The sequence below is a fragment of the Halorhodospira sp. M38 genome (assembly GCF_022227985.1).
Taxonomy (GTDB): domain Bacteria; phylum Pseudomonadota; class Gammaproteobacteria; order Nitrococcales; family Halorhodospiraceae; genus Halorhodospira; species Halorhodospira halophila_A.
Map to the genome: position 1 here is coordinate 12,746 of NZ_JAJNQP010000013.1, position 25,672 is coordinate 38,417.

Genomic DNA, 25,672 nt, shown 5'->3' on the forward strand with positions numbered 1-25,672 from the left:
GGGCTCGATCGCCGCGTGCCGCCTAGCCAAGGGCATCCTCGACCAGCGCCCGCTGCTGCTCGTGGTGGCGCTTGGGGTAGCCGACCGCCGGCGATGCCGCCGCCGAGCGCCCGGCGTAGCGCAGCCGCTGATCCGGCCCCATGCAGTTGTAGAGGTGGTGGTTGGTGGAGTACCAGGCGCCCTGGTTCTTCGGCTCCTCCTGGCACCAGACCACCTCGGTGGCGGCCGCGTAGCGCTCGGTCAGCAGCCGGCGCAGCGCCTTCTCCGGGAACGGGTAGAGCTGCTCGACCCGGATGATGGCGATGTCATTGCGGGCCTCCCGCCGGCGGGCCTCGAGCAGGTCGTAGTAGACCTTGCCGGCGCACAGCACCACCCGGCGGCAGGCAGCGGGATCGAGCCCGTCCACCTCATCGATGATGTTGTGGAAGTGGCCGCCGGTCAGGTCGTCAAGCCCGGAGGTGGAGAGCTTGTGCCGAAGCAGGCTTTTCGGCGTCAGCACCACCAGTGGCTTGCGGTAGCGGCGCAGCATCTGCCGGCGCAGCATGTGGAAGAACTGCGCCGGCGTCGAGGGCACGCAGACCTGCATGTTGTTCTCGGCACACAGCTGCAAGTAGCGCTCCAGGCGGGCCGACGAGTGCTCCGGCCCCTGCCCCTCGTAGCCGTGGGGCAGGAACATGGTCAACCCCGACAGCCGCCCCCACTTGGCCTCGGCCGCGGCGATGAACTGGTCGATGACCACCTGCGCGCCGTTGGCGAAGTCACCGAACTGCGCCTCCCAGATGGTCAGGGTGTCCGGCTCAGTGGTGGCGTAGCCGTACTCGAAACCGACCACGGCCTCCTCGGAGAGGAGCGAGTCGATGACTACGAAGTCCTGCGGCTCGGTGGTCACGTCCTGCAGCGGCACGAAGTTGGAGCCGTCACGGGCGTTGTGCAGCACGGCGTGGCGGTGGAAGAAGGTCCCCCGGCCGGAGTCCTGGCCGGTCAGACGCACGCGGTAGCCGTCCTGCAGCAGCGTGGCGTAGGCCATGGTCTCGGCAAAGCCCCAGTCCAGCGGCAGCGCACCGGCGACCATTTTGCGCCGGCTCTCCATGATGGAGGCCACCCGCGGATTGAGTTCGAAGCCGTCGGGCAGGGCGTCGAGAATCTGCTGCAGCCCGCGCAGGCGCTCCTTGTCCACGGCGGTCTCGACCGGCTCATTCCACTCGCCGCCGACGAACCGGGTCCAGTTCGCGGCGTAGTCGTTGCGCACGCCGGTGAGGATGTTCGACGCCACCACCTCCCGGTTTTCAAGGGCCTCGCGGTAGGCGGCGACCATCTCCTCGGACTCCCGCGGCCCGAGGATGCCTTCCTGCACCAACCGCTCGGCGTAACGCTGGCGTACCGTCGGCTGGTTGCGGATCTTCTGGTACATCATCGGCTGCGTGGCCGCCGGCTCGTCGGCCTCGTTGTGGCCGTGGCGGCGGTAGCAGATCAGATCGATGACCACATCGCGGTGGAAGGTGTTGCGGTAATCCAGGGCCAGGGCCGTGGTGAAGGCTACCGCCTCGGGGTCATCGCCGTTGACGTGGAAGATCGGCGCCTGAACGATCTTCGCCACTTCGGTGCAGTAGTGGCTCGAGCGCGTGTCTTGCGGGTGCGAGGTGGTGAAGCCGATCTGGTTGTTGACCACCACGTGCACCGTACCCCCGGTATAGAAACCGCGGGCCTGGGAGAGCTGGAAGGTCTCCATGACCACGCCCTGCCCGGCGAAGGCGGCGTCACCGTGGATGAGCAGGGGCAGGACCTGCTCGCCCTGGGGATCGCGACGCCGGCGCATGCGCCCGCGGCAGGAGCCCTCGACCACCGGGTTGACGATCTCCAGGTGCGACGGATTAAAGGCCAGAGCCACGTGCATGGGACCGCCCGGGGTCTGGATGTCCGACGAGAAGCCCATGTGGTACTTGACGTCGCCGGAGCCCTGCAGCCCGTCGGGTTGATGGCCCTCAAACTCGGCGAACAGGTCGCCCGGGTCCTTGCCCATGATGTTGATCAGCACGTTGAGCCGGCCCCGGTGGGCCATGCCCAGCACCATCTCCTTGACGCCCTCGCGTCCGGCGCCCTGGATCAGGTCGTGGAGCAGGGGGATCAGCGAGTCCCCACCCTCCAGGGAGAACCGCTTCTGGCCCACGTACTTGGAATGCAGGTACTTCTCGATACCCTCGGCCGCAGTCAGGCGCTCGAGGATCTCTTTCTTGCGCGCGGCGCTCAGCCGCGGACGGCAACCGGTCCCTTCGAGCCGCTCCTGGATCCAGCGCTTCTGCACCGTATCCGTGATGTGCATGTACTCCGAACCGACGGACCCGCAATAGACCTCCTCGAGCTGAGCGATGATCTCGCGCAGCGTCATTTGCGTCGGCGCGTAGAGGGACCCGGTGTTGAACGTTTGGTCCAGCTCCGCCGGCGACAGGCCGTGGAAGGCCGGATCGAGATCCGGCACCGGCGGTTTCGGGCGCAGGTCCAGGGGGTCGATATCCGCCGCCTGGTGACCCCGAAAACGGTAGGAGTTGATCAGCCGCAGCACCGCCACCTGCTTCTCGGCCGCCTCGGCGCTCAGCCCGCCCTGGACAGCGCCGGAGGCCCGCGCCGGAGTGCCGCCATTGTCCCGCGCGTGCTGCTCAAAGCGGGCCCGGATGGGGCTGTGCGGGATGTCCTCACCGGTGCCGGACTCCCGGGTCAGGCTGTGGAAGTAGGCGCGCCACTCCGGGTCCACGCGGCTCGGATCGGCCAGGTACGTCTCGTACAGGTCCTCGATGAAGGCCGCATTGGCCCCGTGCAGGTAGGAGGTGTTGCGAAGGTGTTCGAAAAGGCCGCGATCAGTCATGCCACCACTCTAAGGCTCGGAGCGAACGGAGAGAACCCGTGCGCCCGGGGCGCGGCGGCCCCGGCGGGCCGGCGCACCCCGGGCGCCACCGCTAACCGTGATCGCCTCCGCCGCCGTCCGGTGAGGCGGCCTCGGCGGGCTGCGTCCGTCCGGCGAGCAGGATGCCGATCTCGTAGAGCAACCAAACCGGCACGGCCAGCAGCACCTGCGAGAGCACATCGGGCGGGGTGAGCATCATACCCACCACGAAGGCACCGACAATCACGTAGGGGCGCTTGGCCGCCAGGCTCGCCCGGGTGGAGATGCCACTGCGCACCAGAAGGATGGTCGCGATCGGCACCTGAAAGGCCGCACCGAAGGCGAAGAACAGGGTCAGCACGAACGACAGGTATTCGCCGATATCCGTCATCATCTGCACGCCTTCCGGGGAGACCAGTGCAAAGAAGCGGAAGGCGATCGGGAAGACCACGAAGTAGGCGAAGGCCGCCCCGAGATAGAACAGCCCGGTGCTGGAGATCAGCAACGGCCAGATCATCCGCCGCTCGTGGCGGTACAGCCCCGGCGCCACGAAGGCCCAGAGCTGGTAGAGGATGTAGGGGATGGTGATGAAGATGGCCGCCACCAGGGCCAGCTTCATGGGAATCAGAAACGGCGAGGCCACCTTGATAGCAATCATCGAGGTGCCCTCGGGCAGGACTTCCTGAAGCGGCCCGGAGATCCAGCGGTAGAGTGTGTCCCGGAAGGGGTAGAGGAGCAGGAACGCCCCCAGGACCACCACGACGATGCGCAGCAGGCGGTCGCGGAACTCCTTCAGGTGGCTAAGCAGCGGTGCCTCCTGAAGCTTCTCGTCACCCCCCTCTTTCTCGTCGGGCTCGCCGGCACTCACTGGTCCTGCTCCTTATCGGCGCCGCGCGGCTTACCGCCCTCGGATTCCTCGGCCCTGCGGAGCCGGGCGGCGCGCCGGGCCTCCCGGGTCTCCCGCTCGACGTCCTCCTCAGCCCCCGTGAAGGCGCGGCGGGTCTGCTCGACATCGCGCCGAACCGACTCGCCCGCCTTGCGAATCTCCTCGACCCGCAGCTCGCGCTCGACCTCGCGGCGCGTCGCGTTGAACGAAGAGCGCGCCTTCCCGGCCCATCGGCCGAGCACGCGCACGGTACGCGCCATGCGCTCGGGGCCGAGCACCAGCAAGCCGATCAGGCAGATGATCAGAACTTCCCAGAAGCCGAGGTCGAACATGGCGATCCTGCGTCAGGGCCGTACCGGAGGCGCGCCGGCGCCTCTCAGGAGGCGCTACGGTCGTGCTGCTCGGCACTCTGGCGGGTGGCACTGCTGTCCCGGGCGTGGCCCTGCTCGGAGGCGGGGTCGCCCTGGTGCTCCAGCGGCTCGGGCTCCTCCGACGACTCCCCATCGGCGCGCTTCTGCGCCTCTTCCTCTTCGCCCTCCCGCATCGACTCCTTGAAGCCGCGGATGGCACCACCAAGGTCCCCGCCGATATTGCGCAGCTTCTTGGTGCCGAACAGCAGCGCCACGATCAGCAGAATGATCAGCAGCGACCAGATATTGAATCCCATCTCCTCACCCTCCGACGCCGTGCGGCGCCTTCCGTTATGCGTTGCTCACTCGCCGCGGGCCGCTTTCTCGTCCAGGCCCGAACGGCCCACCCGTCGCTCCAGCTCCGCCAGCACCTCATCCACCGACACCCCACTGGCGGAGAGCATGACGAGAGTATGGAACCACAGATCGGCGGTCTCATAAACGATCTGTTCCCGCTCGCCGCCCTTGGCGGCGATCACCGTCTCGGTCGCCTCCTCGCCAACCTTCTTGAGGATGGCGTCCAAGCCTTTGTGGTGAAGCCGCGCCACATAGGAGGCATCCGGCGATGCACCGCGGCGCCGCTCGATGGTCTCGGCCAGCTCGCGCAGGGTGTCGGCCGCCGACCGCCCGGTTCCGGCTTCGCTCATTGTCGGACCTCGATACCGCGTTCCGCCATGTACGCCTTGGCCTCGCCGACGGTGTGGTCGCCGAAGTGGAAAATGCTCGCCGCCAGAACGGCATCGGCTCCCCCCTCGTCGACCCCATCGGCCAGGTGTTCCAGATCCCCCACGCCGCCGGAGGCGATCACCGGCACGGTCACCGCATCGGCGACGGCGCGGGTCAGGCCGAGATCGAAACCGGCCCTTGTGCCGTCTCGGTCCATGCTGGTCAGCAGGATCTCGCCGGCTCCCAGCGCCACCAGGCGCTGGCACCAGCTGATGACCTCGAGCCCGGTGGGATTGCGCCCGCCGTGGGTGAAGACCTCCCAGCGCGGCGGATCCTCCTCAACCTGCTTGGCGTCCACCGCCACCACGATGCACTGCGAGCCGAAGCGTTCGGCGGCCTCGCGGACGAACTCCGGGCGGTGAACCGCCGCGGTGTTGATAGCCACCTTGTCGGCGCCGGCATTGAGCAGGCGGCGCACGTCGGCCACGGTGCGCACGCCGCCACCGACGGTCAACGGGATGAAGACCTGCCCGGCCACCGCCTCCACCACATCGTAGATGGTATCGCGCTCCTCGTGGCTGGCGGTGATATCCAGGAAGGTCAGCTCGTCAGCCCCCATGGCGTCGTAGCGCCGGGCGATCTCCACGGGGTCGCCAGCGTCGCGAATGTCCACGAAACGGACGCCCTTGACCACCCGGCCGCCATCCACATCCAGGCAAGGGATAATGCGCTTAGCGGTCATCGCCGGCCTCCCGCGCCGTGCGGATAGCGGCGGCCAGGTCAAGGCCGCCGTCGTAGATGGCCCGCCCCACGATGGCCCCGGCGATGCCCTCCGGGCTCGCGGCCAGGCTGCGCACGTCCTCGAGGCTGCTGACACCGCCGGATGCGATCACCGGGATGGAAACGGCCCGGGCCAGCTCGCGGGTGGCCTCGACGTTGCAGCCCTGCATCATCCCGTCCCGGCCGATGTCCGTGAAGATCAACGCCGCCACGCCGGCGTCCTCGAACCGGCGAGCGAGGTCGACGGCGGCCACCTCGGAGGTCTGTTCCCAGCCATCGGTGGCGACGTACCCGCCCCGCGCATCCAGCCCCACGCACACCCGCCCGGGGATCTCGCGGCAGAGCTCCTCCACGAAAGCCGGCTCGCGCACGGCACGGGTGCCGACAATGACGTAACCCACGCCGGCGTCCAGGTAGCGCAGGGCCGTATCCCGGCTGCGGATGCCGCCGCCGATCTGCAGCGGCGTATCGGGGTAGGCGCGGGCGATCGCGTGGATCGTCTCCTCGTGGGCAGGCCGGCCCTGCACCGCGCCGTCGAGGTCGACCAGGTGGAGGCGCCTGGCGCCGGCCGCCACCCAGCGCCCGGCCACTGCCACGGGGTCGGCGTCGAAGATGGTCTCGTCGTCCATCCGGCCCTGGCGCAGCCGCACACAGTGGCCGTTCTTGAGATCGATGGCGGGGATTACGATCACGTCCAGCTCCCGTCCCAGTCGAGGAAGTTGCGGTAGAGGCGCAGGCCCGCGTCCTGGCTCTTCTCCGGATGGAATTGCACGGCGAAGCAGGGCCCGTCCGCCACGGCGGCGGCGAAACGGCACCCGTGCTCGGCCTGGCCGACGATGATGCCCGGATCGTCGGCCACGACGTAGTAGCTGTGCACGAAATAGAACCAAGTCCCGTCCTCGATGCCGGCCCACAGCGGGTGCCGGCAAGGCCGGTGCACCCGGCTCCAGCCCATGTGCGGCACCTTCAGCGGCCGCCCGCGGCCGTCGCGCTCGCCGTCTGGGAATCGTACGGCACGTCCGGGCAGCACACCCAGGCCGTCCACCCCGCCGCTCTCCTCGCTGTGGGTCAGCAGCGCCTGCATCCCCAGGCAGATACCGAGGAAGGGACGGCTTCGCGCGGCCTCGATTAGGGCAGCGGTCAGCCCGAGGCGGTCGAGTTCGGTCATGCAGTCGCCGATGGCGCCGACGCCCGGGAGTACAACACGCTCGGCATCCCGGACCCGGGCGGGGTCGGCGGTCACCTCGAGACCCGACTCGTCACCGGCGGCGTGGGCCAGGGCCCGGTAGACCGAGCGCAGGTTGCCCATACCGTAGTCAACGATGGCCACCCGGCTCATGGCTAGAGGGCCCCCTTGGTGGAAGGGATCCGACCCGCGGCGCGCTCATCCAGGCTGACGGCCTGGCGCAGCGCGCGCCCGAAGGCCTTAAAAAGGCATTCGACCATGTGGTGAGCATTGCGTCCGCGCAGCACGTCCAGGTGCGCGGTCACCGCAGCGTGGCTGGTCAGGGCCCGGAAGAACTCCTCGACGAGTTCGGTATCAAAGCGTCCGATCAGCACCCGCGGGAACTCGGCCTCATAGACGAGCCCGGGCCGGCCGGAGAGGTCGAGCACGGCACGCGATAGCGCCTCGTCCAGGGGCACATAGGCGTACCCGTAGCGGGTCAGCCCGGCCTTGTCGCCCCACGCACGAGCCAGCGCCTGCCCGAGCGCGATGCCCACGTCCTCCACGGTGTGGTGGTCATCGATCCAGGTGTCCCCCTTGGCCTGGACGTGCAGATCCAAGCCGCCGTGACGGGCCACCTGGGCGAGCATATGCTCGAAGAAGGGGACCCCGCAGTCGAGTTCCGCGCTCCCCTCGCCGTCGAGATCCACCCGCACCCGCACGGCGGTCTCGCCGGTGGTGCGCTCGACTTCTGCCGTTCGCTTGGCCATGGCCGTAACGCCCTCGCAGGTTGGAATCGATCCGGGCCTGACGCCCGACGGGCGAACGAGGATATCACACGGCGCCGGCCGGCCCCGGCGGCGCCTCCAGCCAGAAGGTCACCGGCCCGTCATTGACCAGCTCAACCTGCATGTCCGCGCCAAAGACCCCGGCGGCCACCGGCCCCGTCGCCCGGGCGTGCAGAGCATCCAGAAAGATACCGAACAGGTCCTGACCGGTCTGGGGGTCGGCAGCGGGTCCGAAGCTCGGCCGCATGCCCTTGCGTGTATCCGCGGCCAGGGTGAACTGCGGCACAGCTAGCACACCGCAGGCCCGATCGAGGGTGGAGGCGTTCATGCGCCCGGCGTCATCCGGAAACACCCGGTAGCCCAGCACCCGCTCGGCCAGGCGCCGGGCCTGTTGCGGGCCATCCCCGCGCACGGCACAGACCAGGGCGACCAGCCCGTGCCCGATCTGCCCGACAACCTCGCCCTCGACCCAAACCCGGGCCCTTCCTGAACGCTGAATAACGGTGATCATCGCCGACGATGTCAGATTTGTCTTACACGCACTGCGGCTGCCCCTGATTTCCCTGCTACGGGCGCTGGGGCATTGTAGACCACGGCTACCGGCAGTCGAACTCCTGAGGCTTAACGGAAGAGCCCAGTCGATTGTGCGGGAGCCTGGGTGGGGCGATGGATCGCTCGGCCTTCAGGGACCGCTCAAGGAAGAGTAAGGCCCCCGCCCATTAGCCCGAGGGAAGCGGGTTCAAGCCGACGCAGGATGCGTCGGCTTTTTTTTTCGTCCGATCAGGCCTTCTTGCTGCCGCCCGAGGTACTTCGCCCTGCAGAGGATTTCTGCGAGCCGGCAGCCCCCGACGTCGCGGTTCCGGATAGCTCCTGCATCGCCTCCTGGGCCCGCTTGGTCGCATCCTGCCAGGCCTGGAGCACGCGCTGGCCCTCCGAGTCCCACTGCTCCGCCATGCGGGACGGATCCATGTTCTTCACGCTGTCGAACCAGGCGTTCCAGAGCTTGCTCTGCGCCTCGGTCCAGGACTTCATCATCTCCTGGGTCTGCTTAACCGCCTCCTGCATCCCCTCGCTGGCATGCTCTCCGGCACCGGCCTGCTGTGCCCACTTCTGCGCCCACTGCACCTGGGCGTCGAGGGCCTCGCGGACCGCCTTCTCCCAGGCCTCCAGGTTCTGCTGATAGTGGCGCTGCCACTCATCGCCCTGGGACACCCCGGTGGGCATCTGCATGCCACGCACCGTCTGCAGCCACGTATCCCACATGCGCTGCTGCATCTCGGTCCAGTTCCGGACCATTTCTTCCATCGGTTGGTTACCGCTCATTGGAATCCTCTCCTGTATGTCCTCACGGAGAACTGCGGGCACGGCCACATGGGTAAAGGCTCGTCCCGGGCGCGCATGGCACCCCACCGGGAAAGTGTAGCGAGCCTGCCCCCGAACACCACCGCCCGGGTTGCCTTGCCGCCCCGGGAACAGGTTAGCTATCGCCATGACCGAAGAGCCAGCCCCACCACGCAGCCTGGAATGGACCCTCTCCGTCCTGGCCCGACTGCCCCTGCCCGTGCTGCACGCCGTCGGTGCGGCGGTCGGCACCACCCTGGCCTACCTGCCCAATCGGACGCGGCAGGTCGCCGAGATCAACCTGCGCCTCTGCTTCCCGGATCTGGCCGCGGGCGCGCGGCGCCGCCTGGTTCGCAACGCCCTGCAGGAGACGTGCAAGACCGCGCTGGAGATCGCGCCGGTCTTTAAGCGCCCGCCTGAACGGGTGGTCGGCTGGGTGCGCCAGGTCCACGGCCGAACCCACTTCGACCAGGCCCTGGATGAAGGTCGGGGCGTGCTCCTGCTCGCCCCCCATATCGGCTGCTGGGAACTGCTCAACCTCTGGGTGGCTGCGCGACAACCGCTCACGGCCCTGTACCGCCCCCCCCGCCAGCCCGCTCTGGAACCCATCCTGCTCGCCGGGCGCTCGCGCAACGGAGCCCGCCTGCTCCCCGCCGGCCCCCAGGGCGTGCGCGGCGTACTGCGCGCCCTCGCCCGCCGGGAGGTGGTCGGCATCCTGCCCGACCAGGAGCCGGACGGCAGTGAACCCTTCGCGCCGTTTTTCGGGGTCCCCGCCAAGACCATGACCCTGGCCGGGCGCATCGCCCAGCGCTCTGGCGCCGTGCCACTATTCGCGTTCGCCGAGCGACTCCCCGCCGGTCGCGGCTACGATCTGCACTTCCTGCCCGCCGACCCAGACGTCGCCGACCGCGACCCGACCGCGGCCACGGCGGCGATCAACCGGGGAGTCGAGCAGTGCGTGCGCATCGCTCCGGCGCAGTACCAGTGGACCTACAAGCGCTTCAACACGCAGCCCGATGGCAGTCGCCCCTACCCGAAAAAACGCCGACGGCGAGGTTGAAATACCCCCCTCATGGCAACTAGACTGCTCGTTTATCTTTGGGCTGAAATGCCCGGATAATCATTTGCCATGGACAACGACGAAGGGGTCGACGAGCGCATGCCGATTGTGAAAGTCCGCGAAAACGAGCCATTCGAGGTGGCCCTGCGCCGCTTCAAGCGTTCCTGCGAGAAGGCGGGCGTGCTGTCCGAGATCCGCCGGCGCGAGTACTACGAAAAGCCCACGCAGGTGCGTAAGCGCAAGCAGGCCGCCGCCGTCAAGCGGCACATGAAGCGGCTCAACCGCGAGCAGCAGCGGCGCCAGCGGCCCTACTGACCCCCGGACCCAGGAACCGATGGCCGCACCCAGCAGCGTCAAGGAAACCGTGCTCGAGGCAGTGAAATCCGCCATGCGTTCCGGCGACAAGGAGCGATTGGCGGTCCTGCGCTCGGCGAGCGCGGCACTCAAGCAGCGTGAGGTGGACGAGCGCTGTGACCTCGCCACCGACGACAGCGCGGCCATCGATGTCCTGGCCAAGGCGGTCAAGCAGCGGCGGGAGTCCGCGGAGCAGTACCGCGACGCCGGCCAGACCGCCCGGGCCGAGGCCGAGGAACGAGAGATCGAGATCCTCTCCGAGTTCCTTCCCCAAGCGGCCAGCGATGAAGAGATCGACGCCCTGATCGAAGAGGCCATCAACAACTCAGGGGCCGCATCGATCAAGGACATGGGCCGCGTCATGGGATCTCTCAAAGAGAAGCTCCAGGGGCGGGCCGACCTCGGCGCAGTCAGCGCTCGCGTCAAGAACCGCCTCGGCGGCTGACCCCGCCCTCGCCGCGATACCGTCTGGAGCCTTCCAGACCCCGGAGGCTGGCCGATGGCCGGGCGGATCCCCGATGAGTTCATCGATGAGGTGCTGCAACGCACCGACATCGTCGCCGTCATCGGCGAGCGCGTGCCGTTGCGCCCGGCCGGCAGCAATTACAAGGCGCGCTGCCCCTTCCACGACGAGCGCACCCCCTCGTTCAACGTCAATCCTGAACGACAGACCTACCACTGCTTCGGCTGTGGTGCCCACGGCACGGCGATCCGCTTCCTCATGGAACACGACCGCATGGAGTTCCGTGAGGCCATTGAGGAGCTGGCCGGCCGGGTTGGCCTGGAAATCCCGGACGGCGGCGGGGCCCGCCGGGCCGCCGACGAATACGCCCCGCTGTACCGCGCTCTGGCCCACGCCCACCAGTTCTTCCGCGACGCACTGCGCAACCACCCCGCGCGCCAGAGCGCCGTAGAATACCTGCGTCGGCGCGGGATCTCCGGGGAGGTGGCCGCCCGTTTCGGCCTCGGCTTCGCCCCGCCGGGCTGGGACAACCTCCTGCGCCAGCTCGATGACCCGCGACCGGCCATCCGCGCCGGACTGATCATCGAACGGGAACAGAAGACCTACGACCGTTTCCGCGATCGCATTACCTTCCCGATCCACGATCGCCGCGGTCGCGTGGTGGCCTTCGGCGCCCGAGTGGTCTCCGACGGCGAGCCCAAGTACCTCAACTCCCCGGAGACCCCGGTCTTCCACAAGGGCCGTGAAGTCTACGGCCTCTACCAAGCCCTTCAAGCCGAGCGCCGCCCCGGCCGGCTGATCGTGGTCGAGGGGTACATGGATGTCATCGCCCTGACCCAGCAGGGCATCCCTGGCGCCGTCGCCACCCTGGGTACCGCCACCACCGCCGAGCAGGCGACGCTGCTACTGCGCTCCGCGGACGAACTGGTGCTCTGTTTCGACGGCGACGACGCCGGCCGCAGCGCGGCGCTGCGCGCCGTCGAGAACCTGCTCCCAGTCCTGCAGGGCGACCGCGAGGTCCGCGTGCTGCTGCTGCCCGAGGGCAGCGACCCCGACGACCTGGTGCGCAGCGAGGGCCGCGAGGCCTTCGAAGCACGCCTGGATGCCGCCACGCCGGTCATCGAATTCTTCCTGGCCCACCTCGGCGAGGAGTGCGACCTGACCACCGTCGACGGCCGCGCCCGCCTGCTGGAACGGGCCAGCAACCCGCTGCGGCGGCTACCACGGGGCATCGTGCGCGAGACGCTGATCGGCCAGCTCGCCGAGCTGACGCGCACCGAGCCCGAACGCATCGACCGCATCCTCGAAGGACGGGGCGAAGCCACCCGCAACCAAGGCGCCGCGCAGCCGCGCAGCGCCCCACGCAGTCCCGAGACAAGCCTGCAGCGCACCCCCGTGCGCCACGCCATCGCCCTGCTGCTGCAGCAGCCGCAGCTCGCGGCGTACGCCGGCGACCCGGACCGCTTCGCCGATCGAGACATTCCTGGACTAGACTTGCTGCAACAGCTCCTTGAACTGGCGCGCACGGAACCCAATATCACAACGGCAAGGGTCTTGGAGCGGTTCCGCGACACCCCGCACGAGACCCCGCTACACCGGCTGGCGGCCTGGCAACGAACCGCCATGGCCGAGGGGGACCACCAGCAGGAACTCCAGGACGCCCTCATGCGGATCGAGGAGCAGATCATCCACAACGAGCAGAAGCGGTTGGTCCGTGAGCTCGAGCAGGAGGAACGGGATGAGCAGACCATCGACCTGGAGCAGGAGCGGCTGCGTCAGGCGACACGACTGCAGTTGCTGATGGACCGGCTCAAGCGGGGCCGGATCAGCGCCGATGAACAGCAGGAGATGGAGGAACTTCGCGCGGCGTTTCGCCTCTAAAACCTGACGCGCCCTTGAAGGAACCCGAATCTGGACGCTACACTGTACGGTTCCGCCCAGAGGCGCCTTCCCCGAGCAACCGCGGATCAGACCGATCGCCTATGTCACAGGATCAACAGTCGCAAATCAAGCAGCTCATCGCCAAGGGCAAAGAGCAGGGCTTTCTGACCTACGCGGAGGTTAACGACCACCTCCCCGACGATATCGTCGACCCCGATCAAATCGACGATATCATCGGCATGATCAACGACATGGGGATCAACGTCCACGAGACGGCCCCGGACTCGGACGAGCTGCTCCTGGCTGAAACCACCGTGGCCACCGACGAGGACGAGGCCGAAGAGGCCGCTGCCGCCCTCGCCGCCGTGGACGCCGAGTTCGGCCGGACCACCGACCCCGTGCGCATGTACATGCGCGAGATGGGCAGCGTCGAGCTGCTCACCCGCGAGGGCGAGATCGAGCTGGCCAAGCGGATTGAGGACGGGCTCGACCGTGCTTTGATGGCCCTCTCCTCCTACCCGGAGGCGGCCCGGCAGCTGATCATGCTCTACGACCGCGCCCAGGAGGGCGAGGCCCGGCTGACCGACATCCTTGCCGGCTTCCGTGACCGCGAGGACGGCTCCGAGCAGCTTCCGGAGGCCCCCGCTGCCGCCCCGGAGACCGCCACCGAGGACGAGGAGGAGACCACCGCCACCGAAACCGGCCCCGATCCCGAGGCGGTGGCGGAGCTCTTTGAGCGCCTGCGGGCCGCCTACAACGAGATGCAGGAGGTTTTGGCCAGCGAGGGTTCGGCCGCACCGCGCATCGCCGAACTGCGCGGCGAGCTGGAGGAGATCTTCCTGAGCATCAAGTTCACCCCGAAGGTGGTGGACGCTGTGGCCGACCGGCTGCGTGGCACGGTGGATACGATCCGCGCCCGAGAGCGCGAGATCATGAATCTGTGCACCCGCGAAGGGCGAATGGCTCGCAAGGAGTTCGTCAAGAGCTTCCAGGATCGCGAAACCGACCCCACTTGGCTCGACGACCTGCTGGCCGAGGGGGGCGAGCGCGCCGAGCGACTGAAGCCGCACGCCGAGACCATCCGCAAGGCCCAGGCGGATCTCAAGGAGATCGCCGACAAGAACGGCCTCTCCGTGGCGGAGATCAAGGAGATCAACCGCCGCATGTCCATCGGTGAGGCCAAGGCCCGCCGCGCCAAGAAGGAGATGGTCGAGGCCAACCTGCGCCTGGTCATCTCCATCGCCAAGAAGTACACCAACCGCGGCCTCCAGTTCCTGGACCTGATCCAGGAGGGCAACATCGGCCTGATGAAGGCGGTGGACAAGTTCGAGTACCGGCGCGGCTACAAGTTCTCCACCTACGCCACGTGGTGGATCCGCCAGGCCATCACCCGCTCCATCGCCGACCAGGCGCGGACCATCCGCATCCCGGTGCACATGATCGAGACCATCAACAAGCTCAACCGGGTATCGCGGCAGATGCTTCAGGAGATGGGCCGCGAGGCCACCCCCGAGGAGCTCGCCGAGCGCATGGAGATGCCCGAGGACAAGGTGCGCAAGGTCCTCAAGATCGCCAAGGAGCCGATCTCCATGGAGACGCCCATCGGCGACGACGAGGACAGCCACCTGGGCGACTTCATCGAGGACACCAGCGTCACCTCGCCGGTGGACTCGGCCACCTCCGAAGGCCTGCGCGAGTCGGTGCGCGAGGTACTCTCCGGGCTGACGCCCCGGGAGGCCAAGGTCCTGCGCATGCGCTTTGGCATCGACATGAACACCGACCATACCCTCGAAGAGGTCGGCAAACAGTTCGATGTCACCCGCGAGCGCATCCGCCAGATCGAGGCCAAGGCGCTGCGCAAGCTGCGCCACCCGACCCGCTCGGAGGGACTGCGCAGCTTCCTGGAGGAGTAACCCGCGCCCGAGCCGATCCCCGGGGTGCCGTTGCCGGCGCCCCGGGGTTGTGTTTTGATCCCTGCGGGATCCCTATCCCCTCCGACGGGCCTGTAGCTCAGTGGTTAGAGCAGGGGACTCATAATCCCTTGGTCGTCGGTTCGAATCCGACCGGGCCCACCATTTCCCGCCCTCCAATCCATCGTTACGCAAAAACCCACGTACTGCGTCCAGCCTCCCGGCGACCCGCGTGACTCGATCGTGACTCTTCCCGTCACTCCCCGATCAGCGTCAGCGTCACGCGTCGAGCATGCCCCCCGCTGCGGTGCTCCCAGAGGTAGAGCCCCTGCCACGTCCCCAGCGCCGGGCGACCGCCGCTGATCGGGATGGTCACGCCGCTGCCGGTGAGCAGGCTGCGGATGTGGGCCGGCATGTCGTCAGGGCCCTCCATGTCGTGCTCGTACATGGGGTCGCCGTCCGGCGCTACACGGGCCATGAACCGCTCCAGATCGGCGCGGACACTGGGATCGGCGTTCTCGGTGATCATGAGCGAGGCGCTGGTGTGGTGGCAGAAGGCATGCGCGAGGCCACGCGAAACGCCGTACTCACCAATGGCGTCGGCGAGGCGACGGGTGAGCTCATGGGTCCCACGGCCGCGGGTCTGCACGGTGAGGGTCTGCTGCTCGATCTTCATGACACATGGACTCCGGGGCGATGATTCGAGCCCGACACCCTAGCGCCGCCCCGGGATCCGCTCAAGTTGCGGCCGCGGCACACAAAACGTCCATGACGCGCCCCGCTGCGCCGGTTACCATGACGGCGTGAACGACTCGAAGCCCCCCGCACTGTTCTCCTACCGCCCCTACTGGGCGGCCCGCTTCGGCGTAGCGCCGTTTCTGCCCATGTCCCGGCGAGAAATGGGCGAGTTGGGCTGGGACAGCTGCGACATCATCCTGGTCACCGGCGACGCCTACGTCGATCACCCGAGCTTCGGCATGGCCATCATCGGCCGTCTGCTCGAGGCCCAGGGCTTCCGCGTGGGTATTATCGCCCAGCCCGACTGGCGCGACACCACCGACTTCCAGGCCCTGGGGGAACCGAACCTCTTCTTTGGCGTCACCGCCGGCAACATGGACTCCATGGTCAACCGGTACACCGCCGATGGTCGGCGCCGCAGCAACGACGCCTACAGCCCCGATGACGAGGGCGGACGCCGCCCCGACCGGGCCACCATCGTCTACAGCCAGCGCCTGCGCCAGGCCTACCGCGACACGCCGATCCTCCTGGGCGGGATCGAGGCCAGCCTGCGCCGCCTGGCCCACTACGACTACTGGTCCGACAAGGTCCGGCGCTCGGTGCTGCTCGACGCCAAGGCCGACCTGCTGCTCTACGGCAACGCGGAACGGGCCCTGGTCGAGGTCGCCCACCGCATCGCCGCCGGCGAGCCGCCGCAGCGGATCCGCGACGTGCGGGGCATCGCTTACGCCCGCCCCGCTCCCGGCCCCGCGGAGGACGACCCGGCCGACCAGCAGGGCGTGCTGCGGCTGCCGGACTGGGAGAGCGTGCGCCGGGACGCGGATCGTTTTGCCGAGCTGGCGCGCATCACCCGCCAGGAGACCAACCCGCACAACGCCCGGACCCTGGTGCAGGCCCACGGCGATCAGGAGGTCTGGATCACGCCGCCTCCGCTGCCGCTGAGCACCGAGGAGCTGGACACCCTCTACGAACTGCCCTACCAGCGGGGGCCGCACCCAGACTACGCCGGACGCCGGATCCCCGCCTGGGAGATGATCCGCTTCTCGGTGAGCATCATGCGCGGCTGCTTCGGCGGCTGCAGCTTCTGCTCGATCACGGAGCACGAGGGGCGGCTGATCCAGTCCCGCTCCCGGGAGTCGATCCTGCGCGAGATCGACGAGATCGCCGAGCGCACCGAGGGCTTTACCGGGGTCATCTCGGATCTCGGCGGCCCCAGTGCCAACATGTACCGCATGGGCTGCAAGGACCCGCAGGCCGAGGCCCATTGCCGGCGCATGTCGTGCCTCTACCCCCGCATCTGCCGCAACCTTGACACCGATCACGAGCCGCTGATCGACCTCTACCGCCAGGCCCGGCAACGCCCCGGCGTGAAGAAGGTCCTGGTGGCCTCGGGCGTGCGCTACGACCTGGCCATCCACTCCAAGGCTTACGTGCGGGAGCTGGTCAGCCACCACGTCGGCGGCTACCTGAAGATCGCGCCGGAGCACACGGAGCCCGGGCCCCTGGGGCAGATGCTCAAACCGGGCATGGACACCTACGATCGCTTCAAGGCGCTGTTTGAGGACTACAGCCGGCGGGCGGGCAAGGAGCAGTATCTAATCCCGTACTTCATCGCCGCCCACCCGGGCACCACGGACGAGGACATGCTGCAGCTGGCCCTGTGGCTCAAGCGCAACGGCTTCCGGCCCAACCAGGTGCAGGCCTTCCTGCCCACGCCCATGGCGCTGGCCACCGCCATGTATCACAGCGGCCGCGACCCGCTGCGCCGGGTCGGGCCGGAGGGCGGCGCCCCGGTGCACACCGCCCGGGGTCTGCGCACGCGTCGGCTCCACAAGGCCTTCCTGCGTTACCACGACCCGGAGAACTGGCCGCTGCTGCGCCAGGCCCTGCAGCGCATGGGCCGCGCGGACCTGATCGGCAACAGCAAACGTCACCTGGTGCCCGCCCACCAGCCGCCGGGCACCGGATCCGCCGGCGAGGGGCGGCGGACCCCGACGGGCAAGCACCCCCGCCGGCAGACGCCGCCCGCGGGCGCCCCCCCGGCCCGGCAGCGAAAGGGCCGGGGGCGGGGCAGGCGCCAGCGCTAATCCGCGGGCGCTGACCCGGCGGAGCGGTCGTCATCCCCGCTCTGCCCCCAGCTCGCGATACAGATCCCGATACGCCCGCGCCGAGGCCTCCCACGAGTAGCTCCCGGCCATGCCGCGGGCCTGGATGGCGTGCCAAGCCGACCGATCCCGCCAGTGCGCCAAGGCCCGCTCCACCGCCTCGGCCAGGGCGGCGCCCTCCGCCGCAGCCAGGTGGAAACCGTTACCGCTCTGGGGGTGGGCATCCACGTCCACGACCGTATCCGCCAGCCCGCCGGTGGGGTGGACCACCGGCGGCGTCCCGTAGCGCAGGGAGTAGAGCTGGTTGAGCCCGCACGGCTCAAAGCGCGAGGGCATCAGAAACAGATCACTGCCGGCCTCGATCTGGTGGGCGAGCGCCTCATCGTAGCCGATCACCACCCCGACCTGCCCCGGATATTGTTCGGCCGCGGCACGCAGCGCGGCCTCCAGCCTATGATCCCCCGAGCCGAGAAGGGCCAGCCGCGCGCCGCTGGCCAGCAGACGCGGCAACGCCGCCAGGATCAGGTCCACACCCTTTTGCTCCACCAGCCGACCGACGAAACCGAGCACGGGCCCGTCGCCCTCCGCCAGGCCAACGGCCCGTGCCACGGCCCCGCGATTGGCCCACCGGGCCGGGTCGTCCGGTTCGGCGTAGCGGGCGGCCAGATGGGGGTCACGCCCCGGGTCCCAGGTCTCGGTATCGATGCCGTTGACGATGCCGAACAGCCGGTCCCGCCGGTGGTGGAGGAGCCCCTCCAGCCCCCAGCCAAAGGCCGGGGTCTGGATCTCGCGAGCGTAGGTTGGGCTGACCGTCACCAGGGCGTCGGCGAAGACCAGCGAGCCCTTGATAAAGGCCAGCTGGCCGAAAAACTCCAACCCCGCGGGGTGCCAGAGCTCGGCTGGCAGCCCGAGCCGGGGATAGAGTTCCGCCGGAAAGAGCCCGCGGTAGGCCAGATTGTGGATACCGAACACGGTGGCCGGCCGCTCGCTGCGCTCGCGCAGGAACACCGGGGCCAACGCGGTCTGCCAGTCGTTGCCGTGGAGCACGTCGGCGCGCCAGTCCAGCAAATCCCCCGCTGCCAGAGCCGCAGCCACCTGCGACAGACGGCAGAACCGCCAATGATTGTCCGGCCAGGCATCGCCCCCAGCCGTGGCGTAGGGACCGCCGACGCGTGCGAACAGCGGCGGATCGTCGAGCAGCCAGACCCCAACCCCGGTGCCAGGCAGCCGCCCTTCAATCAGCGCCACATCCCCGTCGGCCCACGGCACCTGACGCCGGCGGACCGTGCCCTCCAGCTGCTCGGCGGCACCCGGATAGGCGGGCATCAACAGGCGTACGTCGCAATCGAGCTCAGCCAGCCCCCGGGTCAGGCCGAAAGCCACGTCGCCCAAGCCCCCGGTCTTGGCCAGCGGCCAAGCCTCGGCGGTGGCGAACAGGATCCTCACGCACCCTCCCCGACCAGCACCAGGCCGGCCAGCGGCGGCAGGGTCAGCACCACCGAATACGGGTGGCCGCTCCACGGCACCGGCTCGGCGATCACGCCACCGGCGTTGCCCACATCCGAGCCGCCGTAGAGGGCCGAATCGGTGTTCATCCGCTCCGCCCAGTACCCAGCGACCGGCACGCCCAGCCGATAGCCGTGGCGTGGCACCGGCGTGAAGTTGAGAACCACCATTGCCCGCTCGCCGGCGTCACCGCAGCGCAGGTAACTGAGCACCGACTGCTCGGCGTCGTGGCAGTCCACCCAGGCGAAGCCCGCCTCGGAGAAGTCGTGCCGGTGCAGCGCCGGCTCGCCCCGGTAGAGCCCGTTGAGATCGCCGATCAGGCGCTGCACGCCGGCGTGGCGTGGATCGGATAGGGCCGCCCAGTCCACCGTAGAATCGGCATCCCATTCGCTGCGCTGGCCGATCTCGCAGCCCATGAACAGCAGCTTTTTGCCCGGATAGGTGAACTGGTAGGCGTAGAGCAGGCGCAGGTTGGCCAGGCGCTGCCAGTCGTCGCCGGGCATGCGGTCAAGCAGGCTGCCCTTGCCGTGGACCACCTCGTCGTGACTGAACGGCAGGACGAAGTTCTCGGTGAAGGCGTAGAGCAGACCAAAGGTCAGCTGGTCGTGGTGGTAGCGGCGGTGGACGGGGTCCTCGCCGAGGTAGGTCAGGGTGTCGTGCATCCAGCCCATGTTCCACTTCATGGTGAACCCCAGCCCACCGAGGTAGGTCGGGCGCGTGACCTGCGGCCAAGAGGTGGACTCCTCCGCGATGATGCAGGTCCCAGGCTGCTCGCCGTGGGTAACGGTGTTGACCTCGCGCAGGAAGGCGATAGCCTCCAGGTTCTCGTTGCCGCCGTGGACGTTCGCCACCCAGTCACCGTCCTCGCGGGAGTAGTCCAGATAGAGCATGGAGGCCACTGCGTCGACGCGCAGCCCATCCAGATGGTAGGCCTCGAGCCAGTACAGGGCGCTGGAGAGCAGGAAACTGCGCACCTCGTTGCGGCCGAAGTTGAAGATCAGCGTCCCCCAGTCGCGGTGCTCCCCCTGGCGGGGATCGGCGTGCTCGTAGAGCGGCGTACCGTCGAAGCGGGCCAGCGCCCAGGCGTCCCGCGGGAAGTGGGCGGGCACCCAGTCCAGGATCACTCCGATGCCGTGGCGGTGGCAGTAGTCAATGAAGTAGCGGAAATCATCCGGGCCGCCGAAGCGGCTGGTCGGGGCAAAGTAGCCGGTGGTCTGGTAGCCCCAAGAGTCGTCCAGCGGGTGCTCGGTGATCGGCAGCAGCTCGATGTGGGTAAACCCGGTGCGCTGGACGTACGCGACCAGCTCGTGGGCGAGGGTGCGGTAGTCGAGGAAACCGCCCTGCGCATCGCGCTGCCAGGAGCCAAGGTGGACCTCGTAGATCGACCAGGGCGCCTGCTGCCAGGCGCTGCCCTCCCGGCGCCGGCGCTCCATCCACTCGCCGTCTTCCCAGGCGTAGGCCTCCGGCGGCTCGACCACGGCGGCCGTTTCGGGCCTTTGCTGGTAACGCCGGGCACAGGGGTCGGTCTTGAGCATGGGGCCACAACCGCCGTGACCGCGTAACTCGAACTTGTACAACGCCCCCGGCTCCAGCCCGGGGATAAACAGCTCCCACACCCCGGCCTCGAGGCGCAACCGCATGGGGTGAAGACGCCCGTCCCAGCGGTTGAAGTCGCCCACCACGCTGACCCGCTCGGCGTTGGGCGCCCAGACGGCAAAGGCCACGCCCGCCACCCCCTCCACCGTGGTGCAGTGCGCGCCTAGAAAGCGCTGGGCGTGCCAGTGCCGCCCCTCGGCGTAGAGGTGCAGATCGAACTCGGAGAGCACCGGCGGGAAGCTGTAGGGGTCGTAGGTGCTGCGCCAGCTCCCGCCAGCGTCGCGCCAGCAGAAGACGTACGGCGCCTGCAGGGCGGCGGGCAGCGGCGCCTCGAAGAAGTCGGTACCCGCGATACGGGGCACCGCGGTGCCGTCCTTGAAGGTTACCTCCACGGCTTCCGGGTGGTAGATCCGCACCCGGCGCTCGGCGCCGTGGGGCCCGCCGAGGTAGGCGAAGGGGTCGGCGTGACGGCCCTCCGCGATACGCTGCCGGTCGTCACCCCCGGCATCCTTCTGAATGGATCGATTCACGCGCACACCCCGCTCGCCGGCTTCAATGGACCCTGCCGGAAGGGGCGCTGGCACGCAATACCCTGTCGATCGCCGGAAAAGCCGTCCATACTGCCCTTCAGGCCTCTGTCACCAGGAAGATCCGACGTGTTATCCCATCGCTCTCCCCGTTTCGTCAGCCGCCTGACCCGAGACACCCTGGCCCTGATCCTCGCCGGCGGCCGCGGCACGCGGCTGCGCGAGCTCACCCAGTGGCGTGCCAAACCGGCGGTTCCGTTCGGCGGCAAGTTCCGCATCATCGACTTCCCCCTGTCCAACTGCATTAATTCCGGCGTGCGGCGCATTGGCGTACTCACCCAGTACAAGGCCCACTCCCTGATCCGGCACATCCGTCAGGGCTGGAGCTCGCTGAGCAGCGACTTCGGCGAGTTCGTCGAACTGCTGCCAGCCCAGCAGCGCATCGCCGACTCCTGGTACCAAGGCACGGCCGATGCGGTTTATCAGAGCCTGGACATCGTCCGACTGCACGATCCCGACTACGTCCTGATCCTCGCCGGCGACCACATCTACAAGATGGACTACGGGCCGCTGCTTGCCTACCACGTGGAGAGCGGCGCCGACGTCACCGTCAGTTGCCTCGAGGTCCCCATCGAGGAAGCCAGCGCCTTCGGCGTCATGGGCATCGATGACGACAGCCGGGTGGTTCGCTTCGACGAGAAGCCGGCCAACCCCACCCCGATCCCCGGCCGCGACGACCGCGCGCTGGCCTCCATGGGGGTCTACGTCTTCAACCGGGACTTCCTCTTCCGAACCCTCGGGGCGGACGCCCGCAGCGGCTCGGAGCATGACTTCGGCAAGGACATCATCCCGCAGCTGATCGACCAGGCCCGAGTCATGGCCTACCCCTTCCGGGAGCCGACCACCGGGGACCAGGCGTACTGGCGGGACGTAGGAACCATCGACGCCTTCTGGCGGACCAACCTTGAGCTGATCGACGTCACCCCGGAGCTCAACCTCTATGACCGCAAGTGGCCGATCTGGACCTTCCAGGAGCAGCTGCCCCCGGCCAAGTTCGTCTTCGACGAGGAGGGCCGCCGCGGCACCGTAGTCGACTCCATGGTCTCCGGCGGGTGCATCATCTCCGGGGCGCGGCTACGGCGCTCGCTACTGTTCTCGTCGGTGATCGTCGATGAACGCACCCGGGTTGAGGACTCGGTGATCCTCCCCGAGGCCCATATCGAGCCCGACTGTCGGATCCGCAACGCGGTGATCGACAAGTACTGCCACATCCAGGCGGGGACCGTGATCGGCGAAGATCCCGAGGAGGACGCGCGGCGCTTTACGGTCAGCCCCAGCGGTGTTGTCCTCGTCACCCCGGAAATGCTCGGCCAGGAGATCCACGTTGTCTATTGATGCCAGCGACCCGAACGCGACAGAGACCCAGCCCGTGCGCGTGGTGCTGTGCTGGCACATGCACCAGCCGAGCTACCTCGACCCCGGCACCGGCGACTACCTACTGCCTTGGACCTACCTGCACGGGATCAAGGACTACGCCGACATGGCCGCCCACCTCGAGGCCAACCCGGCGGCGCGCGCAGTGGTCAACTTCTCCCCGGTTCTCCTCGAGCAGCTGGAGGACTACAGCCGCCAGATCGCCGGCTTCCTGGAAAGCGGCGAACGGCTGCGCGACCCCCTGCTGCGCGCCCTGGCCATGCCCACCCTGCCGGTCAACGAGCACGAGCGGCGCCGCCTGGTCGAGCAGTGCCAGCGCATCAACCGCCAGCGGCTAGCGGACCCGTTCCCGGCATTCCGACACCTGCTCGAGATCGCCGAGATGGTCAGCGCCCACCCGGCGAGCATGCGCTACCTCAGCGACGCCTTCTTAGTGGATCTGATCACCTGGTACCACCTGGGCTGGATGGGCGAGACCGTCCGCCGCGGCGAGCCGCGGGTCCAGCGGCTGATCGACCAGGGCAAGGGCTTTACCCTCCACGACCGACGCGAACTGCTCGGCGTAATCGGCGAGCTGCTCGCCGGCCTGCCCCACCGCTACCGCCACCTGGCCGAGACCGGGCGGGTCGAGCTGTCGATGACCCCCTATGGGCACCCCATCCTGCCACTGCTCCAGGATCTGCAGTGCGCCCGCGAGTCCTGGCCCGAGAGTTCCATGCCGGTGGTCGACCGCTATCCCGGCGGCGAGGACCGGGCGCGCTGGCACCTCGAGCAGGGCATACGGCGCTTTGAGCACACCTTCGGCCACCGTCCGCGGGGGTGCTGGCCGTCGGAGGGGGCGATCAGCCAGGCCACCCTGAGGCTACTGCAGGAGTTCGGATTCCGCTGGGCGGCCAGCGGCGGCGCGGTCCTGGACAACAGCCTCGGCCCGGAGGGCACCGGCAACGGCCAGTGGCACCGGGCCTACGCCCTCGACGCCGAGGGCGACAGCGGCGACGGAACCCGCTGCTTCTTCCGCGACGACGGGCTGTCCGACGCCATCGGCTTCGAGTTCTCCGACTGGCACGGCGACGACGCCGTCGCCAATCTAATCAGCCGCATGGAGGCCATCGCCGCCGGCTGCGAGGCACCGGAACAGACGGTCATCCCGATCATCATGGACGGCGAGAACGCCTGGGAGCACTACCCCGCCAACGGTTTCCATTTTCTCAACGGCCTGTATCAGCGGCTCGGCGATCACCCGGGACTGGTGCTGACCACCTTCGCCGAGGCGGCCGAGGAACTCGAGCCGCGCCCCCTGTCACGACTGGTGGCCGGCAGCTGGGTCTACGGCACCCTCTCCACCTGGATCGGCGAGGTGGACAAGGATCGGGCCTGGGAGCTGCTTGCCGAGGCCAAGCAGGCGTTCGATCAGCGTATCGGCGCGCTCGACGAAGCCGCCCGGGAACGCGCCGAGGCGCAGCTGGCCATCTGCGAGAGTTCGGACTGGTTCTGGTGGTTCGGCGACTACAACCCCGCCGACGTGATCCGCGACTTCGACCACCTCTATCGGATCCAACTCGCCGCGCTGTACCACGCCCTGGGCCAGGAGCCGCCGGAGCACCTGAGCCACGCCTTCGCGCGCCAGGGCCGGGGCTCGCCCGAGCGCGGCGGCGTGATGCGCCACGGACGCGCCGAGCCGTGAGCGGCGCGGAGCTGGCCGAGCGGCGCCGGGCTGGGGTGCTGGTTCACCTCAGCGCCCTGCCTGGGCCCGCAGGCAACGGCGACCTGGGGCAGCACGCCTACCGCTTCGTGGACTGGCTGGCGGCAAGCGGCTTCACCATCTGGCAGATGCTGCCGCTCGGCCCCACCCACGACGACCTCAGCCCCTACCAGGGGTTGTCGGTTCACGCGGGCGAGCCGTGCTACATCGACCTAAACGCACTGGCCGAGCGGGGGTGGCTGACGCCGGAGGAGCTTCACCCCCCAGAGACCGGAGACGATCCTGTCGCGCTGCGGGCCTGGCGCCGCTCCTGCCTGCACCGCGCCCACCAGCGGCTGCGCGAACAAGGTGACGCACCGACCGAGGCGCAGATCGACGCCTTCCGGCGCGAGCAGGGCCACTGGCTGGAGGACTACGCCCTCTACGCCGCCCTGCGCGAGGAGCACGGCGACGCGGCCTGGTGGACGTGGCCCGCCGCCGAGCGGGACCGCGAACCGGCGGCGCTGGAGGCAGCCACCCACCGGCTGGCCGGGCGGATCGACCGCCACATCTTTGAACAGTACCTCTTCTTCAGCCAGTGGCAGGCGTTGCGCGACTACGCCGCCGAGCGCGGTGTCCAGTTCTTCGGCGACGTCCCCATTTTCGTCGCCCACGACAGCGCCGATACCTGGGCCCACCGGCGGTACTTCCGACTCGACGAAGAGGGGCATGCGGCCCTCGTCGCCGGCGTGCCACCGGACTATTTCTCCGCCGAGGGCCAGCGCTGGGGCAACCCGCTCTACGACTGGCAGCGCCTGCAGGGCGACGGCTTCGCGTGGTGGCTCGAGCGGCTGGCCACCCAGCTGGCCCTGTTCGACTTCGTGCGCATCGATCACTTCCGGGGGCTGAGCGCCTGCTGGGCGATCCCGGCCGAGGCGCCCACCGCCCGGGACGGATACTGGGAGGCAGCCCCTGGGGACGCCCTACTCGAGGCGGTGGAGGAGCGCTTCGGTCGGGTCCCGCTGGTGGCCGAGGATCTGGGCGTGATCACCGAGGACGTGGAGCGGCTCCGCGAGCGCTTCGCCCTGCCGGGGATGAAGGTGCTGCACTTCGCCTTCGACAGCGACGCCGCCAACCCCTACCTACCCCACCAGCACCACCGGCACTGCGTCGTCTACACCGGTACCCACGACAACGACACCACCCTGGGCTGGTACGCCGACCTACCGGAGGCGACGGCGCAGCGGCTCCACGCCTACCTGGGCCACCCCGGCGAACCGATGCCGTGGCCGCTGATCCGGGCAGCGCTGGCGTCGGTGGCGGGACTGGCCGTGATCCCGTTGCAGGATCTGCTGGCGCTGGGCGGCGAGCACCGCATGAACGTGCCCGGGGTTGCCGAGGGCAACTGGCGCTGGCGTTTTGAATGGGAGTGGCTGCCCGACCCCCTGGCCGGGCAGCTGCGCGCCCTCAACGAACTCTACGGCCGGCTCTAGGCGGCGGTCG

At 68.8% G+C, this 25,672-nt stretch carries 23 protein-coding genes and 1 tRNA gene; 10 read left to right on the forward strand and 14 right to left on the reverse strand.

Translation table 11 applies throughout. The features are described 5' to 3' along the window. Nucleotides 1–22: 22 nt before the first annotated feature. From LRA98_RS08700 to LRA98_RS08750, 11 genes are all read right to left on the reverse strand, one after another. Entirely contained in the window at nucleotides 23–2,860 is a 2,838-nt protein-coding gene (locus LRA98_RS08700; RefSeq protein ID WP_238633446.1) for a 2-oxoglutarate dehydrogenase E1 component, read from the reverse strand. A gap of 91 nt (nucleotides 2,861–2,951) precedes the next feature. After that, nucleotides 2,952–3,746: a twin-arginine translocase subunit TatC gene (gene tatC, locus LRA98_RS08705; RefSeq protein ID WP_238633447.1), complete on the reverse strand. Its 795-nt coding sequence runs from the start codon at nucleotides 3,744–3,746 to the stop codon at nucleotides 2,952–2,954. Beyond that, nucleotides 3,743–4,096 (reverse strand): Sec-independent protein translocase protein TatB, encoded by a 354-nt coding sequence (tatB, locus tag LRA98_RS08710; protein ID WP_201241765.1) that lies wholly within the window; start codon nucleotides 4,094–4,096, stop codon nucleotides 3,743–3,745. Before tatB ends, tatC begins: the two co-directional genes overlap by 4 nt. 44 nt (nucleotides 4,097–4,140) lie before the next feature. Further along, nucleotides 4,141–4,431 carry a Sec-independent protein translocase subunit TatA gene (gene tatA / locus LRA98_RS08715; RefSeq protein ID WP_238633448.1) on the reverse strand — a complete coding sequence of 97 codons (291 nt, stop codon included), beginning with the start codon at nucleotides 4,429–4,431 and terminating at the stop codon, nucleotides 4,141–4,143. Nucleotides 4,432–4,476: 45 nt separating this feature from the next. Continuing rightward, the gene (locus tag LRA98_RS08720; protein WP_201169978.1) at nucleotides 4,477–4,821 is read right to left on the reverse strand and encodes a phosphoribosyl-ATP diphosphatase; all 345 of its coding nucleotides are present in this window, start codon (nucleotides 4,819–4,821) and stop codon (nucleotides 4,477–4,479) included. After that, on the reverse strand, nucleotides 4,818–5,582 hold the full coding sequence (gene hisF, locus LRA98_RS08725; RefSeq protein ID WP_201169980.1) for an imidazole glycerol phosphate synthase subunit HisF: 765 nt from the start codon (nucleotides 5,580–5,582) through the stop codon (nucleotides 4,818–4,820). The genes LRA98_RS08720 and hisF overlap by 4 nt, the downstream gene beginning before the upstream one ends. After that, nucleotides 5,572–6,312 (reverse strand): 1-(5-phosphoribosyl)-5-[(5-phosphoribosylamino)methylideneamino]imidazole-4-carboxamide isomerase, encoded by a 741-nt coding sequence (hisA, locus tag LRA98_RS08730; protein WP_201169982.1) that lies wholly within the window; start codon nucleotides 6,310–6,312, stop codon nucleotides 5,572–5,574. Before hisA ends, hisF begins: the two co-directional genes overlap by 11 nt. Then, entirely contained in the window at nucleotides 6,309–6,959 is a 651-nt protein-coding gene (gene hisH, locus LRA98_RS08735; RefSeq protein WP_238633449.1) for an imidazole glycerol phosphate synthase subunit HisH, read from the reverse strand. The genes hisA and hisH overlap by 4 nt, the downstream gene beginning before the upstream one ends. A 2-nt stretch (nucleotides 6,960–6,961) precedes the next feature. Next, the gene (hisB, locus tag LRA98_RS08740) at nucleotides 6,962–7,555 is read right to left on the reverse strand and encodes an imidazoleglycerol-phosphate dehydratase HisB (protein WP_238633450.1); all 594 of its coding nucleotides are present in this window, start codon (nucleotides 7,553–7,555) and stop codon (nucleotides 6,962–6,964) included. Nucleotides 7,556–7,619: 64 nt separating this feature from the next. Beyond that, the gene (gene dtd, locus LRA98_RS08745) at nucleotides 7,620–8,084 is read right to left on the reverse strand and encodes a D-aminoacyl-tRNA deacylase (RefSeq protein WP_238633451.1); all 465 of its coding nucleotides are present in this window, start codon (nucleotides 8,082–8,084) and stop codon (nucleotides 7,620–7,622) included. Between the two features lie 269 nt (nucleotides 8,085–8,353). Beyond that, on the reverse strand, nucleotides 8,354–8,896 hold the full coding sequence (locus tag LRA98_RS08750; protein WP_201169988.1) for a hypothetical protein: 543 nt from the start codon (nucleotides 8,894–8,896) through the stop codon (nucleotides 8,354–8,356). A 166-nt stretch (nucleotides 8,897–9,062) separates the two neighbouring features. On the opposite strand from LRA98_RS08750, the gene LRA98_RS08755 reads away from it, so the two are divergent. The 6 genes from LRA98_RS08755 to LRA98_RS08780 all read left to right on the forward strand — a co-directional run bounded on the left by LRA98_RS08755 (nucleotide 9,063) and on the right by LRA98_RS08780 (nucleotide 14,747). After that, the gene (locus LRA98_RS08755) at nucleotides 9,063–9,974 is read left to right on the forward strand and encodes a lysophospholipid acyltransferase family protein (protein ID WP_201241763.1); all 912 of its coding nucleotides are present in this window, start codon (nucleotides 9,063–9,065) and stop codon (nucleotides 9,972–9,974) included. Nucleotides 9,975–10,073: 99 nt separating this feature from the next. Beyond that, complete coding sequence (gene rpsU / locus LRA98_RS08760; protein ID WP_011813897.1) at nucleotides 10,074–10,289, forward strand: 30S ribosomal protein S21; 216 nt, start codon at nucleotides 10,074–10,076, stop codon at nucleotides 10,287–10,289. 19 nt (nucleotides 10,290–10,308) lie between these two features. After that, nucleotides 10,309–10,773, forward strand: coding sequence for a GatB/YqeY domain-containing protein (locus LRA98_RS08765; protein WP_201169990.1), 465 nt, complete (start codon nucleotides 10,309–10,311; stop codon nucleotides 10,771–10,773). 54 nt (nucleotides 10,774–10,827) lie between these two features. Continuing rightward, complete coding sequence (gene dnaG / locus LRA98_RS08770; protein ID WP_238633452.1) at nucleotides 10,828–12,672, forward strand: DNA primase; 1,845 nt, start codon at nucleotides 10,828–10,830, stop codon at nucleotides 12,670–12,672. A gap of 101 nt (nucleotides 12,673–12,773) precedes the next feature. Then, nucleotides 12,774–14,585, forward strand: coding sequence for an RNA polymerase sigma factor RpoD (gene rpoD / locus LRA98_RS08775; protein WP_201169992.1), 1,812 nt, complete (start codon nucleotides 12,774–12,776; stop codon nucleotides 14,583–14,585). 86 nt (nucleotides 14,586–14,671) lie between these two features. Next, nucleotides 14,672–14,747 (forward strand) — tRNA-Ile (locus LRA98_RS08780). Between the two features lie 91 nt (nucleotides 14,748–14,838). Here the strand turns inward: LRA98_RS08780 and LRA98_RS08785 are convergent. Then, entirely contained in the window at nucleotides 14,839–15,258 is a 420-nt protein-coding gene (locus tag LRA98_RS08785) for a secondary thiamine-phosphate synthase enzyme YjbQ (protein WP_238633453.1), read from the reverse strand. Nucleotides 15,259–15,385: 127 nt separating this feature from the next. On the opposite strand from LRA98_RS08785, the gene LRA98_RS08790 reads away from it, so the two are divergent. Beyond that, nucleotides 15,386–17,407 carry a YgiQ family radical SAM protein gene (locus LRA98_RS08790; protein ID WP_238633454.1) on the forward strand — a complete coding sequence of 674 codons (2,022 nt, stop codon included), beginning with the start codon at nucleotides 15,386–15,388 and terminating at the stop codon, nucleotides 17,405–17,407. A gap of 30 nt (nucleotides 17,408–17,437) precedes the next feature. Here the strand turns inward: LRA98_RS08790 and glgA are convergent, their stop codons facing one another. Both glgA and glgB read right to left on the reverse strand, forming a co-directional pair. Then, nucleotides 17,438–18,871 (reverse strand): glycogen synthase GlgA, encoded by a 1,434-nt coding sequence (gene glgA, locus LRA98_RS08795; RefSeq protein WP_238633455.1) that lies wholly within the window; start codon nucleotides 18,869–18,871, stop codon nucleotides 17,438–17,440. Continuing rightward, the gene (gene glgB / locus LRA98_RS08800; protein ID WP_238633456.1) at nucleotides 18,868–21,057 is read right to left on the reverse strand and encodes a 1,4-alpha-glucan branching protein GlgB; all 2,190 of its coding nucleotides are present in this window, start codon (nucleotides 21,055–21,057) and stop codon (nucleotides 18,868–18,870) included. Before glgB ends, glgA begins: the two co-directional genes overlap by 4 nt. 126 nt (nucleotides 21,058–21,183) lie before the next feature. Between glgB and glgC the strand changes: the two genes are divergently transcribed. From glgC to malQ, 3 genes are read left to right on the forward strand one after another with little or no spacing between them, the layout of a single operon-like run. After that, nucleotides 21,184–22,449, forward strand: coding sequence for a glucose-1-phosphate adenylyltransferase (gene glgC, locus LRA98_RS08805; protein ID WP_201241757.1), 1,266 nt, complete (start codon nucleotides 21,184–21,186; stop codon nucleotides 22,447–22,449). A 58-nt stretch (nucleotides 22,450–22,507) separates the two neighbouring features. Then, nucleotides 22,508–24,172, forward strand: coding sequence for a glycoside hydrolase (locus tag LRA98_RS08810; RefSeq protein WP_370641507.1), 1,665 nt, complete (start codon nucleotides 22,508–22,510; stop codon nucleotides 24,170–24,172). Further along, nucleotides 24,169–25,662 (forward strand): 4-alpha-glucanotransferase, encoded by a 1,494-nt coding sequence (gene malQ, locus LRA98_RS08815; RefSeq protein ID WP_238633457.1) that lies wholly within the window; start codon nucleotides 24,169–24,171, stop codon nucleotides 25,660–25,662. Before LRA98_RS08810 ends, malQ begins: the two co-directional genes overlap by 4 nt. The last annotated feature ends 10 nt before the right edge of the window (nucleotides 25,663–25,672 follow it).

Excerpts from the sequence above, each read along its gene's own strand:
- LRA98_RS08700 (WP_238633446.1), bottom strand. The coding sequence starts at position 2,860 with ATGACTGATCGCGGCCTTTTCGAACACCTTCGCAACACCTCCTACCTG.
- tatB (WP_201241765.1), bottom strand. The coding sequence starts at position 4,096 with ATGTTCGACCTCGGCTTCTGGGAAGTTCTGATCATCTGCCTGATCGGC.
- tatA (WP_238633448.1), bottom strand. The coding sequence starts at position 4,431 with ATGGGATTCAATATCTGGTCGCTGCTGATCATTCTGCTGATCGTGGCG.
- LRA98_RS08720 (WP_201169978.1), bottom strand. The coding sequence starts at position 4,821 with ATGAGCGAAGCCGGAACCGGGCGGTCGGCGGCCGACACCCTGCGCGAG.
- hisF (WP_201169980.1), bottom strand. The coding sequence starts at position 5,582 with ATGACCGCTAAGCGCATTATCCCTTGCCTGGATGTGGATGGCGGCCGG.
- hisH (WP_238633449.1), bottom strand. The coding sequence starts at position 6,959 with ATGAGCCGGGTGGCCATCGTTGACTACGGTATGGGCAACCTGCGCTCG.
- hisB (WP_238633450.1), bottom strand. The coding sequence starts at position 7,555 with ATGGCCAAGCGAACGGCAGAAGTCGAGCGCACCACCGGCGAGACCGCC.
- dtd (WP_238633451.1), bottom strand. The coding sequence starts at position 8,084 with ATGATCACCGTTATTCAGCGTTCAGGAAGGGCCCGGGTTTGGGTCGAG.
- LRA98_RS08750 (WP_201169988.1), bottom strand. The coding sequence starts at position 8,896 with ATGAGCGGTAACCAACCGATGGAAGAAATGGTCCGGAACTGGACCGAG.
- LRA98_RS08755 (WP_201241763.1), top strand. The coding sequence starts at position 9,063 with ATGACCGAAGAGCCAGCCCCACCACGCAGCCTGGAATGGACCCTCTCC.
- rpsU (WP_011813897.1), top strand. The coding sequence starts at position 10,074 with ATGCCGATTGTGAAAGTCCGCGAAAACGAGCCATTCGAGGTGGCCCTG.
- LRA98_RS08765 (WP_201169990.1), top strand. The coding sequence starts at position 10,309 with ATGGCCGCACCCAGCAGCGTCAAGGAAACCGTGCTCGAGGCAGTGAAA.
- dnaG (WP_238633452.1), top strand. The coding sequence starts at position 10,828 with ATGGCCGGGCGGATCCCCGATGAGTTCATCGATGAGGTGCTGCAACGC.
- rpoD (WP_201169992.1), top strand. The coding sequence starts at position 12,774 with ATGTCACAGGATCAACAGTCGCAAATCAAGCAGCTCATCGCCAAGGGC.
- LRA98_RS08785 (WP_238633453.1), bottom strand. The coding sequence starts at position 15,258 with ATGAAGATCGAGCAGCAGACCCTCACCGTGCAGACCCGCGGCCGTGGG.
- LRA98_RS08810 (WP_370641507.1), top strand. The coding sequence starts at position 22,508 with ATGCACCAGCCGAGCTACCTCGACCCCGGCACCGGCGACTACCTACTG.